Raw genomic sequence first — 12,583 nt, 5'->3', positions numbered from 1 at the left:
GTGCAGTAATGCATGTAGCTAACCAGTACTAATTGCCCGTGTGGCTTGATCCTATAACCCTTGAGGTTGTAGTGAGTTAAGTTGTTGACCACAGAACGTAATATTGAAGTGCAGCGCAACCCGCGCTTGACACCTTCGTAACCGCTGCTAGCTGATCCGTACTGATCGCTGGTAGTGTGCTTCTTCCAATTGGCTGGGACGTCCCCTAAAGACGGCCTGGCAACCAGTTACGCTTGACGACCATAGCAAGGTGGTCCCACACCTTCCCATCCCGAACAGGACTGTGAAACGCCTTTGCGCCGATGATAGTGGACGGACGTCTGTGAAAGTAGGTCATCGTCAAGCTCTTATTGCTCAAAACCCCCGCAAGCATCCCTTGCGGGGGTTTTGTTTTATGGGTCGCCACCGCATCGGTGACGGATACACCGGAACGATGCTGATCGTCTGGCCCCTGGGTTACGACTTCAGACGTACCACCCCCCTCCCCAAAGCCCGTTCTGGGCACCGCTTATCCCTTCTTGTTGCAGACTACGCCTCTTGGCCCAAGCCGAGGGGGTTGGTCATTGCGTATGCTTCCTGGGCTTGAGAGTTGATGTTTAGTCCTCTGCGGGTGCTACCTGCACGATGGCAGCCCTGCGAGGGGCGGGTTCAGCCTTAGCGGCTTGCTGAACCTCAGCCTCTCGCATCAAGCCGTTGTCCATCTGCCGGGTGATCGCGCTACGCTTAGTGCTTTTTCCTCTTAGCGTGCGTTGCGAGTAACTGGTGTTCCCCTTTTGTGCGGCTGTTGTCTTCTTCTTCTTCTTCTTCTTCTTCTTCTGCTGCCCACCTCGGGTAGTGACGATGTTTGGCGTTCGGTGATCCAAACACGCCTTGAGCCGCTGGCTTCATCGAGTTGTTGACTGCTAGCAGCTTATTCACAATTCCGTAGTCGGCCTATCTATCTATCTATCTATCTATCTATCTATCTATCTATCTATCTATCTATCTATCTATCTATCTATCTATCTATCTATCTATCTATCTATCTATCTATCTATCTATCTATCTATCTATCTATCTATCTGTCTGTCTGTCTGTCTGTCTGGCTATTGACCACAAGCTACTGCTCCGGCGCTCCGTGAGGCTTAGTCTCAGCCTCAGTCTTAGTTGCTGAGCTGCTTACCAGCGTCAGCTCAGACCAAGGCAGCGCCTCCCAGCTGCAGGCTCTGGCGCCCGTCTGTCTGTAGAAGGTGCCCAGACCACTGTCTAAGTTCGTTCTGCCGATCCACCCTTGATGCGCTCTGAAATTCCTACTCAGTTTCCCCGTTGCACCGTAGAATACGGATAAATACTTTAGAGCTAAAGGAGTTGCCCGTGGGTGGAGAGACAGCAGTAGACGCGATCATAATTGGCGCGGGGCATAATGGATTGGCGGCTGCCGTGGAGTTGGCCAGCAAAGGCTGGAAGGTTCTGGTCGTGGAGGCCAAAAGCTCGGCAGGTGGTGCGGTTAGCACTCAGGAACTGACTTTGCCAGGCTTCAAGCATGATGTGTGCGCCATGAACCTGTCCTCCTTTGCAGGTTCTGCATTTTTTCAACGTCATAAGGATGCGTTGGTCCGCCATGGCTTGGCCTTCGTCCCCGCAGAACACTGCTTTGCCAGTGTGTTCCGGGATCAACGCTATTTGGGCGTCAGCACGGATCTGGAAACGACTTTACAGCGGATTCGAGCCGTCTCTGAAAAAGACGCGCAGGCCTGGCAGAGCATGCTGGAGGACTTTCAGCGCAAAGCTCCTCATCTGTTTGCGGTCTTGGGTAGTCCTATGCCTTCCTTGGCGTTGTTCAAAAGCGCGTGGAAAAGCTGGCGTGAGCTGGGTAAGGATGGTGTTGCGGAGCTGATGCAATTGCTGCTGGCGACACCCCGTGACTTTTTGGACCGCCATTTCGAGAGCGACTCATTAAAAGCCATGATGGCAGCTTGGGGGCTGCATGTGGATTTCACCCCAGACACCGCCGGCGGTGCCTTGTTCCCTTATCTGGAATCCATGGCTAATCAAGCCTTCGGTATGGTGATCGGGCAGGGCGGTGCTGATACGATAATCCGCGCCATGACGAGCTTGTTGCAGGAGCTGGGTGGGGAGTTGCTGTTGAATGCCCCTGTGCAAACAATTGAGCAAGAGAATGGTCGTGCTAGGGCCGTTGTTCTGGCCGATGGGCGTCATCTGAAAGCAGACAAGGCAGTGATCGCGAATCTGAATCCTCAGTTGGTCTTTGGTCGCCTGGTGCAATCTGCTGCTGTTCCCAAGGAATATCAGAAGAAAGTGGATGCGTTCCGGCCGGGGCTGGGGACCATGATGATCCATTTGGCACTGGATGGCCTGCCCGACTGGAAAGCTGGTGCCGAGTTGCAGCGTTTCTCCTACGTGCATCTGGCACCCGATCTGGCCATGATGAGTCGTGTCTATGCCGAAGCAGCCGCCGGTTTGTTGCCTGCCGAGCCTGTGTTGGTGGTTGGACAAGGTACGGCTCTTGATCCTTCTCGTGCTCCAGAGGGTAAACACACCTTGTGGATTCAAGTGCGAGTGCTGCCTGCTCAGGTCAAGGGCGACGCTGCCGGCAAGATGGCTGCAGGTGACTGGGCACAGCTGAAAGACGCATACGCCGAACGGGTTCTGGATCTGCTTGAAAGCTATGCGCCTGGTTTGCGTAGCCAGATTCTGGCCCGCCATGTCATGTCCCCCCAGGATCTGGAGCAGTTCAATGCGAATCTGATTGGGGGTGATAATCTCTCGGGTAGCCATCACCTGGATCAGAACTTCTTCTTCCGCCCGGTCGCCGGTTACTCCAAATACAAAACGCCGATCAAGGATCTGTTTTTGTGCGGAGCTTCGACCTGGCCCGGTGCGGGGACTGGGGCTGGATCGGGCTATATGCTGGCCAATCTATTGGCGAAATAAACCTAGAGGCCATTCAGACGTTGCCGGGCATGCTCCAGGCGCACCTGTTTGGCTTCCATCTCCTGTAGTTGCCGCCGTATCCCATCTATATGTTCTTTAGCCGCTCGCCGGGCCAAGTCCGCTTGACCTTGCGTGACGGCATTGCATAACCGGGCATGCTGTCTGTCCAGCCTGCGTTTGGAGTCATGATCAGGATAGAGGTGCTGCACGGATACGCGTACCGTGGACAGCATCAGTTCATTGAACAGGCTGATCATGTGTACCAGCACCGGGTTGTGTGACGCCTCACAGATCGCTGAATGAAAAGCATGGTCAGCCCGAGCAATTTGTTCCGGCGCAGCATCCTGCATTTGCAGATCTTCCAGTTCCTGAAAGCGCCTCCGAATCATGATGTGATCGGCTTCCGTACCTCGGGCAGCAGCCAGTTGCGCTGCTTCGCTCTCCAGTAGTTCGCGTACTTCCAGTAGATCGTACAGCGTGCGTCCCTGTGCTTGCAGCAGGTGTTCCAACGGCGTGCTGACGCTGGAGTCGATCAGATTGGCGACGAAAGAGCCTTTGCCATGCTGCGTTTCAATCAGCCCCCGTGCTCGTAGTACTTGCAGCCCTTCACGCAGGGCAGAGCGAGATACCGTCAGTCTCTGCGTCAGTTGTCGCTCGGAAGGCAGTGCTTGCCCCGGTTTGAGGACGCCGTCCATGATCAAGGTTTCAATACGTTGGGCAACCAGTTCCGCGGTTGCCTCCAGACGTCGGGACTCCTGCATTTTCATACGTGGTCGGACCAGTTGTGTGCCTGAGTCAATGATAGCAAGCTGATTATCTATCTGTCTGATTTTTAAGTGTAAAGATAAACCCTGAGAGCTGCTTAGGGTAAAAACTGGTCGGACCAGTAGGCAAGTGGCTGGACAAGCTCATCGTCATCAAAGACCATCGGCTTTAGGAGACTTTAAAGACAGGAGGCGTCATGAGTTTGCGCTACGACGAAAAACTGGACGGCGTGCTGCCCCGCGTGGACAAGATGCAGCTGCTTAGCCGTTTACGTGATGATATTCCCGGCCTGGAGGTACTGCATACCGACGAGCAACTGCACCCTTACGAGTGTGACGGCTTGAGCGTCTATCGCAGTAAACCCTTGCTGGTGGTGCTGCCCCGTAATGTGGAGCAGGTGCAGGCGGTGATGCGTCTGGCCCATGAGGTTGGCGTGCCCGTAGTGGCTCGCGGTGCGGGTACGGGCTTGTCCGGTGGTGCCATGCCGCTGGAGCAGGGTATTTTGCTGGTGATGGCCCGGCTGAACCAGATTCTGGATCTGGACCCGGTAGCCGGAATTGCCCGTGTACAGCCCGGCGTGCGCAATATCGCAATTTCTCAGGCCGCGCAGCCTTTTGGACTGTATTATGCGCCGGACCCCTCTTCGCAGATTGCCTGTTCAATTGGCGGCAATGTGGCGGAGAATGCCGGCGGCGTTCACTGCCTGAAATACGGCCTGACTGTACACAATATCTTGCGGCTGGAAGTCATTACCGTCACGGGCGAACGACTGATTCTGGGCTCGGAAGCCTTGGATAGCCCCGGCTTTGACTTGATGGCCCTGTTCACCGGCTCTGAAGGCATGCTGGGTATTGTGACGGAAATCACGGTCAAGCTGCTGGCGCGCCCACCGTGTACGGTGGTGCTGCTGGCCAGTTTCGACGATGTCGAAAAAGCCGCTGACGCGGTGGCACAGATCATCGCTCAAGGCATTGTGCCAGCAGGACTGGAAATGATGGATCAAATGTCCATTCGCGCTGCCGAAGACTTTATCCACGCTGGCTACCCTGTCGATGCCCAGGCGATTTTGCTGTGTGAAATCGATGGTGCAGTCGAGGATGTGCAGGACGATGTGACCCGGGTTGAACAGGTGTTGTTCAAAGCCGGTGCGCAAGAAGTGCGGGTAGCACGCGATGAGCAGGAACGACAGCGTTTCTGGGCCGGACGCAAGAATGCCTTTCCCGCCGTGGGGCGCATCTCACCGGACTATTACTGCATGGACGGCACGATTCCGCGTCGCCAGCTAGCGTATGTGCTGAAAAAAACGGCCGAGTTGTCCGAGGAATATGGCTTGCGCGTCGCCAACGTTTTTCATGCGGGCGATGGCAATATGCACCCGCTGATCCTGTTTGATGCCAACCAGCCAGGCGAGCTGGAGCGGGCTGAAGCTTTGGGCGGCAAGATTCTTGAACTGTGCGTGGAAGTGGGCGGCACCATTACCGGCGAGCATGGCGTGGGTCGAGAAAAAATCAATCAGATGTGCGTGCAGTTCAATGAGGATGAGCTGCAATTCTTTCATGCCATTAAAGCGGCATTTGATCCCAAGACCATGCTCAATCCCGGTAAGAACATCCCCACCTTGCATCGCTGCGCGGAAATGGGCGGCATGCATATTCACCACGGACAAGTGCCCTTTCCTGAGCTGGAGCGTTTCTGATGAATACCGTAGAACAGAACAATCAGGATCGCAGTGCCGAGCTGCTCGATCAGGTCAAGCAGGCGCTGGCAGATCGCACGGCCTTGCGTATCGTGGGCGGAGATTCCAAAGCCTTTTTGGGCAAAGCAGTACAGGGTCAGGCCTTGAGCCTGGCTGGCCATGAGGGCGTGGTCGATTACGACCCGGCCGAGCTGGTCGTGACGGTGCGTGCGGGAACGTCCTTGAAGACTCTGGAGGCCGTCCTGAATGAACAGGGGCAGTGTCTGCCCTTTGAGCCCCCCGTGTTTGACGGTCGTGCGACAGTGGGAGGAGCAACGGCTTGCGGCTTGTCAGGACCGCGCCGTCCCTGGGTGGGAGCCTTGCGTGATTATGTGCTGGGCTGTCGTCTGATTAGTGGAATGGGCACTCACATGCGCTTTGGCGGTCAGGTGATGAAGAACGTGGCTGGCTACGACGTGTCACGTTTGATGGTGGGCGCTCAGGGTTGTCTGGGAGTGATTACGGAAGTTTCCTTCAAGGTGTTGCCACGTCCACGACGCCGAGCGGCACGGGTCTTGGAGGTGGCACAGCAGGATGTGGCGGGTTTGCTGCGTCAATGGCGCGATCAAAGCCGTCCTGTCATGGGAGCGGCCTGGCAGGATGGCCGTCTGCATCTGCGCCTGGAAGGCGGAGACAGTTCCGTACAGTTGGCCCAGGAGCAAATAGGGGGCGAGGAACTCGACCTGACGTACTGGGATGATTTATGTGAACAGCGCCTGGATTTCTTTAAGCAGGCAGGGAATTTGTGGCGTATTGCCGTACCGGTGGATGCGCCCGTGCAAAGCTGGCCGGGTGAGGTACTGCTCGATTGGGGTGGAACTCAGCTCTGGCTCAAGTCTGAGGCTCCAGCCGAGCTGATTCACGAACAGGCGCGGGCCCTGCAGGGGTACGCGCGATGCTGGAGCGGGCCTGATGCCGGGAATGATGAGCTGCCCGCTGCGTTGTTGCAGTGGCATCAGCGCTTAAAACAGCAACTAGACCCCGCTCATATATTCAATCCAGGCCGTTTATTTCGCTCTGCGGAGTCCACATGCAAACACAACTGACACCATGGGCTCAGCAACTGCCGCAAGCCGAGCAGGCTGAAGCCATTTTGCGCTCCTGTGTGCATTGCGGGTTTTGCAATGCCACTTGTCCGACCTACTTGGATCAAGGCAACGAGCTCGACGGTCCGCGAGGCCGCATTTATCTGATCAAAATGTTCCTGGAAGGCAATGCCACCTCGGAACTGACCCAGCACCATCTGGACCGTTGCCTGAGTTGTCGCAACTGTGAAACCACCTGTCCGTCGGGTGTGAAGTATCACAACCTGCTGGACATAGGGCGAGCGGCATTGGAACCCAAAGTAAAGCGTTCTTTAAAAGCACGTGCCATGCGTGTGGCCCTGACGCAAATTCTGCCCGAGCCGGGCCGGGTGGGGGCCCTGCTCGGGGTGGCGCGAGCCATGCGCCCCTTGCTGCCCTCATCCTTGCAGGAAAAAATTCCACCCAAGCAAACGGCGGATCTGACGCGCCCCGCACCCCGGCATAGCCAACGTGTTCTGATGCTGGAGGGCTGTGTGCAGCCAGCCATGGCTCCTTCCATTAATGCGGCGACCGCCCGGGTGCTGGATCGCTTGGGCATCAGTGTGACACCGATTGCTCAGGCAGGCTGTTGCGGTGCTTCCTCCTTTCATCTGGGTGCGCAAGAGCAGGGTCTGCAGCAGGCACGTCGCAATATCGACGCCTGGTGGCCCCAGATCCAGCAGGGGGCTTTGGCAATCGTGCAGACCTCCAGCGGCTGCGGTGCTTTTGTGAAAGAGTACGTAGACCTCTTCAAGCATGATCCGGTCTATGCGGAACGGGCCCGCCGCGTCAGTGAGCTGGCCAAGGATCTGGTTGAAGTGCTCGACGAGTTGCCCTTGGAGCAGTGCTTGAATACGCAAACCCGTCCGCGTCTGGCCTTTCATTGTCCGTGTACCTTGCAGCATGCGCAGAAACTGGGCGGGCGAGTCGAAGCGGTGTTGACCCGCTTGGGCTTTGATCTGGGGGCAGTGCCCGATAGCCACTTATGTTGTGGTTCGGCAGGCACGTATTCCCTGACGCAGCCCGAGATTGCGGGACGCCTGCGTGAGCGCAAAATGGATGCCTTGGAGAGCAGCAAACCAGATCTGATCGTTACGGCCAATATGGCCTGTGGGAATCATTTGAATGGAGCAGGGCGCACGCCGGTCAAGCATTGGATAGAACTGGTGGATCAGTATCTTTGTGCGTAACCGCAGGACCGGGGGCCGCAGTAGCCCTCGGTCCTGCGCTGGTATCGGTTCAAAGCCAAGGGCCAGCCAAGCGTCGTAGCGCGCTCAGGGGGAGGCGCGAGCCTGCGGGGCCAGACTTACAGCGGGTATTGGCGAGGTGTGGTCTGGACGGTAATCCAGCGCAGTTCGGTGAACTCATTGATGGCGGATTTACTGCCAAAACGGCCATAGCCGCTTGCTTTCATGCCCCCAAAGGGAGCCTGGGCCTCATCATGGACGGTGGGGCCATTGATATGACAGATGCCGCTTTGGATCTGTCTGGCGATGGCCAGACCCCGGTTCACGTCCTGCGTAAATACGGCAGCAGCCAAGCCGTATTCATTGTCGTTGGCCAATCGGATGGCCTCGCTGTCCTCGCGGTAGCGGGTCATGGTGACGACCGGGCCAAATGACTCCGTGGCATAGAGCTGCATCTCGGGGGTAACGTCATTGACGATCAGCGGATGCATCAGAGCACCCTCGATTTTCAGGGGCAAGGGCAGGGTGGCCCCCTTGGCAAGCGCGTCCTCTACCAAGGACTTGATGCGCTGTGCTGACTCGGCACTTTCCAGATAGGCAAAGCGTGTGTCTGTCTGGTCGGGCGAGCCCACGGCGATGGTCTTGATTTTGGCCACCAGTTTGTCCAGAAAAGAAGAAGCAATCGCTTCATGCACAATAAGGCGTTCGGTGGACATGCAAATCTGCCCTTGGTTGAAGTAAGCGCCAAAGGCGACGCCGGCGACGGCCTGCTCCAGATCGGCGTCTTCGCACACAATGACCGGTGCTTTGCCTCCCAGCTCCAGCAGGACGGGTTTGAGGTAGTGGGCGGCGGTGGCGGCGATGATCCTGCCAACTTTGGTGGAGCCGGTGAAGTTGATGCGTTTGACGGCCGGGTGGGCGATGAGCTGCTCGACCACCGCCGCCGCATCGTCGGGAGCGTGAGTAATGACGTTGATCACGCCCGCTCCCACACCGGCGTCATTGAGCACTTGTCCCAGCAAGACATGCGTGGCCGGGCATCGTTCGGAGGCTTTGAGAATGACGGTGTTTCCGCAAGCCAGGGGCATGGCTATGGCCCGGGTGGCCAGGATCACGGGTGCATTCCACGGGGCGATACTCACCACCACGCCGCAGGGGACGCGATAGCCCATCGACAGGCTGCCGGGCAGATCCGAGGGGATGACGGCCCCGTCAATCTGCGTGGTCATGGCCGCAGCCTCACGCAAGATGTTGGCCGACAACTGCACGTTGAAACCATACCAAGAGTCTGTAGAACCTGTTTCCTGGCGTACGGTGGCGATGAATTCGGCGGCACGTTCGTCCAGCAGCTCCGCTGCTTTGAGCAGGCGCAAGCGGCGCTCGGTCGGACCCAGGGCTGACCAATGCACAAAGGCCTGTTCGGCCGCTTGCAGGGCAGCCTGCACATCCTCAGGCTGAGCGGCTGCGGCCACCGTTGCGGTCTGCCCAGTAACGGGGTTCTGACGTGTAAAAGTCTGGTGACCGCTGGCGTCACGAAGCTGGCCATTGATCAGTAGTTGACAGGTGTTCATCATGTCTCCTGCAATGCTGCGGATAAATAGAAAAAGTTCAAACGGGATTGTTCAAGTCCATACGGTTTCGAGCCCAGATTGGCCCCAGCTGCAAACCGGCTGGATTCTTTCTGTTCTTCGCCACCCGAGTTCGGATTTTTCTCCACCAATATAGTGCGGTATGAGATTGCCCCGGTACTAGCAGCCATGCATTTTCATGCAAAATGCAATGTAGCCGCCTGACCGTGCCGTTTTAAGGTATTTTGTAGGCTCGCTTCCAAAGGGGCCGTGTCTCCCTTTGCCCTTCCTCTACAGATTGCTCTCCAGGACAACTGAACTTCGTTTATGGCATTGCTGCGCCCTTTAAACTCCCGATTTGCGATTCGCGCTCTGCTTGTCTGGGGCTTGTTAGTGGTGCTCGCGGCGGGTGCCCTGGCGAGCTGGCGCTATCAATCCTTGCTCAGTACCCTGGAGACCGAAAGCAATGTTCTCTACAGGCTGGCTTCACAACGGGCAGATCAGCATGATGCCCATTTAACTGCTTTATCCGCTGTTGCCAACGCCACGGATGATCCGGGGCACACCTTGTTCCTGGATGTTGCCGCAACGATTGCGCATTTTTACCCGCGTATCGTCGACATACAGCTGATCCCGTTGGCAGTGGGCAAGAAGCCCGTCGGGCTTGGCGCTTTGTCGCCCGAGACGACGGCCTTGTTGCGTGAGTCGGTGTTGAGGTCACAGGGACAGATGGTGCTGATGGCGGACCCTGAGCGTCACGGCTTTTATATATTGGGCAAACGAAGCCCGAACACTGCTGATGCGCGCTATGGCCTGATGCTGGTGATTGACGCTAGACAACTGCTGGCCGATGCCAGTCATTTCTGGTCGGAGCCGGGCGTGTTTCTACGCCTGTCACTGCCCAAGGGCCCTTTGCTTGTGGGCCAGTCAGGATCAGACGCTGAGCTGTACTTTTCCAAGGCGCTGGCCAGTCCCTCCCAGCCCTTGATTCTTGCGACGGGGATGGCACTGGGTCCCGCTGATCTTTTTCCTATGGCGGAAACGACACTGGTGTTGTTGCTGCTAAGTGCGGCATATCTTGTTGTCTTGGCCGCCTGGCGTCAGCGCGTGCGCACCCGGCTGGCGCTTGAGCAGGCGCGATTAAGCGCCCTGGAGTCTCGTCTGGCCCACGCATCACGAGTCAATGCACTGGGAGAGATGGCCAGTGGCCTGGCCCATGAACTGACCCAGCCCCTGACAGCTATTTTGGCGCAGACTCAAGCCAGTCGACGGATTGTTGCTCAGTCAAGCAGCACGCCCTTGTTGCCGGTGCTCGATGAGACGGTTGCACAAGCGAAGCGAGCATCGGCCATTCTGGAGCGGTTTCGCAACTGGTCGCGTCCCCAGGCGCTGAGTGTAGGCTGCTTTGATATTCGCGACGCCTTGCATAATGTACGCGCCTTACTGGCATCTCAGGCAGCCCTGAGCAAGACACGGCTGATGTTTGAGTTGCCCTCCTATCCGGTGCTGGTTGAGGCGGACCCTGTGGAAATGGAACAAGTCATTTTCAATCTTGTACGTAATGGTCTGGACGCCGTGACCGGGCAAGAAGCAGGCCAGGTGACCGTAAGCCTTAATCAAACAGATACGCAGCTGATTATTGATGTTGCTGATAACGGCCCCGGTGTTCTGCCGGCACTCAGGGACAGCCTGTTTACGCCCTTTACGACCAGTCGGCCCGATGGGACTGGGCTTGGTTTGGCATTGAGCCAGCGGCTGATAGAGCGTGCTCATGGTGAGGTGTTTTTGCTCGAGGATGCGCCCGAGACGACATTCCGGATTATCCTGCCGGTAAAACATGAGCCTATGGAGTCTGCTGGATGAGGTATCCCGTTTATTTGCTTGACGATGATGAGGCCGTGCGTCGCGCCTTGAGCCTGCTTTTGTCTACCGTCGATATTCACGTTACGGAGTTTGCAGACCCCCAGGGATTTCTGGCGCAGGTAGCCAAACTGGCCCCCGGATGTTTGATTCTTGACATCCGTATGCCGGTCATCTCGGGCTTGAAACTGCAGGAGCAATTGCGTGACAGGGGTATCGATTGGCCAACGATTGTGATCTCGGGCCATGGCGATATCGACGCCTGTCGTCGTGCTTTTCGAAATGGGGCCGTCGATTTTTTATCCAAGCCTATTGATGAGCAGGATCTGATCGACGCCATACAAAAAGGGCATGATGTGCTCGATCGCCATTTGCGAGAACAGGCACAGCAAGCGGAAACATTGCAGTTGTTGGCTTCACTTACTCCGCGCGAGCGCCAGATACTGGAGTTGGTGGCCCAAGGCTTTACGACCCGGCAGATTGCAGAGGCCTTGTGCCTTTCACCGCGTACGATCGATACCCACCGTGTTTCTATTGGCGCCAAACTGGGCACCACATCACAGGCGGAGCTCACTCGTCTATGGTTGGAAGGAAGCGCTAAAGGATAAGGGCGAAAAAAACCACTCGGTATAACTACGTAGAGGAGTGTGAGGTCTACGAATAGGTTTCTTCTTTTTTGAGCGGTAAGCTTTGCTTGTTCGTTCTAACCAGGAAAGGAAATCACATGATTCGTACATTCTCTGTCGCCGCTCTGTTGTTTGCTCCTATCATGGCCTCTGCCGCCCCAGCGCTGCCCAGCGCGCCATACCTGCCACTGGAACTGGCCACCCAGGCCGCGCAGGCCGCCTTGAAGACCTGCGCAGCACAAGGTCATCAGGTCAGCGTGGCGGTTGTCGCCCGAGACGGGGCGACCAAAGTGTTGTTGAAAGCCGATAACTCGGGCCCACACACGGTCAGCAGCGCGCAAGGTAAAGCATTTACCTCTGCGGCTATGGGCCGCAGCACAGCGGGTCTGGCCGAGTTTATCGCCAGCAAACCGGCCAACGATGGTTTGCGGGATATGGACTCGCGTATGGTTATTCAGGGTGGCGGGTTGCCCATCAAGGTGGATCAGGTGCTGGTGGGTGGTATCGGTGTAGGCGGAGCGCCTTCTGGTGATATTGATGCTGCCTGCGCAGCCGAAGGCCTCAAAGCCATTGGCGCTACCGAATAAGCCGGCCAGCGTATTGCTCGCGTCAGCAAGGTGGCCTTGACAAGCTCAGGGCAGCATTCAGGGCGCGGGTGAAGCAGTTTCTTCTCAAAGCCAGGTGCCGTTCCCTCCGTTAAGGGGGCGAACGGCAAACTGCATGTTGCCGTAGGCACTGCTGTGTAAGACCGTTGGGCTGCAGATCTGCCGCCAACATAAGGTGGACTTGCTCGTTTAGGTGGCGGGCGTTGCATTTCAACATCGCCGGGACGTCCTGGTCGGTG

General features: G+C 56.9%; 11 protein-coding genes and 1 rRNA gene. 8 read left to right on the top strand and 4 right to left on the bottom strand.

Features of this window, described 5'->3' with window-relative positions; genetic code table 11:
• Positions 1 to 232: 232 nt before the first annotated feature.
• A 5S ribosomal RNA gene (gene rrf, locus V6936_RS08030) occupies positions 233 to 345 on the top strand.
• A gap of 378 nt (positions 346 to 723) precedes the next feature.
• Here the strand turns inward: rrf and V6936_RS08025 are convergent.
• On the bottom strand, positions 724 to 918 hold the full coding sequence (locus V6936_RS08025) for a hypothetical protein (RefSeq protein WP_336579691.1): 195 nt from the start codon (positions 916 to 918) through the stop codon (positions 724 to 726).
• A 435-nt stretch (positions 919 to 1,353) separates the two neighbouring features.
• Between V6936_RS08025 and V6936_RS08020 the strand changes: the two genes are divergently transcribed.
• A complete protein-coding gene (locus V6936_RS08020) occupies positions 1,354 to 2,934 on the top strand; it encodes a phytoene desaturase family protein (protein ID WP_336579690.1) in 1,581 nt (526 codons plus the stop codon).
• A 2-nt stretch (positions 2,935 to 2,936) separates the two neighbouring features.
• Here the strand turns inward: V6936_RS08020 and glcC are convergent, their stop codons facing one another.
• Positions 2,937 to 3,701, bottom strand: a complete 765-nt coding sequence (glcC, locus tag V6936_RS08015; protein ID WP_059317925.1) for a transcriptional regulator GlcC — start codon at positions 3,699 to 3,701, stop codon at positions 2,937 to 2,939.
• 194 nt (positions 3,702 to 3,895) lie between these two features.
• On the opposite strand from glcC, the gene glcD reads away from it, so the two are divergent.
• From glcD to glcF, 3 genes are read left to right on the top strand one after another with little or no spacing between them, the layout of a single operon-like run.
• The gene (gene glcD, locus V6936_RS08010; RefSeq protein WP_059317924.1) at positions 3,896 to 5,395 is read left to right on the top strand and encodes a glycolate oxidase subunit GlcD; all 1,500 of its coding nucleotides are present in this window, start codon (positions 3,896 to 3,898) and stop codon (positions 5,393 to 5,395) included.
• Positions 5,395 to 6,480: a glycolate oxidase subunit GlcE gene (glcE, locus tag V6936_RS08005; protein ID WP_059317923.1), complete on the top strand. Its 1,086-nt coding sequence runs from the start codon at positions 5,395 to 5,397 to the stop codon at positions 6,478 to 6,480. The genes glcD and glcE overlap by 1 nt, the downstream gene beginning before the upstream one ends.
• The gene (glcF, locus tag V6936_RS08000) at positions 6,465 to 7,688 is read left to right on the top strand and encodes a glycolate oxidase subunit GlcF (protein ID WP_003804749.1); all 1,224 of its coding nucleotides are present in this window, start codon (positions 6,465 to 6,467) and stop codon (positions 7,686 to 7,688) included. Before glcE ends, glcF begins: the two co-directional genes overlap by 16 nt.
• Before the next feature lie 116 nt (positions 7,689 to 7,804).
• Here glcF and V6936_RS07995 read toward each other — a convergent pair whose 3' ends face one another.
• Entirely contained in the window at positions 7,805 to 9,256 is a 1,452-nt protein-coding gene (locus V6936_RS07995) for an aldehyde dehydrogenase (protein ID WP_059317922.1), read from the bottom strand.
• Positions 9,256 to 9,444, bottom strand: coding sequence for a hypothetical protein (locus V6936_RS07990; protein ID WP_131071425.1), 189 nt, complete (start codon positions 9,442 to 9,444; stop codon positions 9,256 to 9,258). Before V6936_RS07990 ends, V6936_RS07995 begins: the two co-directional genes overlap by 1 nt.
• A 136-nt stretch (positions 9,445 to 9,580) precedes the next feature.
• On the opposite strand from V6936_RS07990, the gene V6936_RS07985 reads away from it, so the two are divergent.
• The 3 genes from V6936_RS07985 (at position 9,581) to V6936_RS07975 (ending at position 12,326) form a co-directional block, all read left to right on the top strand.
• A complete protein-coding gene (locus V6936_RS07985) occupies positions 9,581 to 11,116 on the top strand; it encodes a sensor histidine kinase (RefSeq protein ID WP_301607024.1) in 1,536 nt (511 codons plus the stop codon).
• A complete protein-coding gene (locus V6936_RS07980; protein WP_059317920.1) occupies positions 11,113 to 11,721 on the top strand; it encodes a response regulator transcription factor in 609 nt (202 codons plus the stop codon). The genes V6936_RS07985 and V6936_RS07980 overlap by 4 nt, the downstream gene beginning before the upstream one ends.
• Positions 11,722 to 11,837: 116 nt before the next feature.
• Positions 11,838 to 12,326, top strand: coding sequence for a GlcG/HbpS family heme-binding protein (locus tag V6936_RS07975; RefSeq protein WP_003804742.1), 489 nt, complete (start codon positions 11,838 to 11,840; stop codon positions 12,324 to 12,326).
• Positions 12,327 to 12,583: the final 257 nt, after the last annotated feature.

It is taken from the genome of Alcaligenes sp. CHO6 (assembly GCF_037120595.1).
GTDB classification, from domain to species: Bacteria; Pseudomonadota; Gammaproteobacteria; order Burkholderiales; family Burkholderiaceae_B; genus Alcaligenes; species Alcaligenes ammonioxydans.
This window is presented reverse-complemented; position numbering and strand designations above follow the sequence as displayed.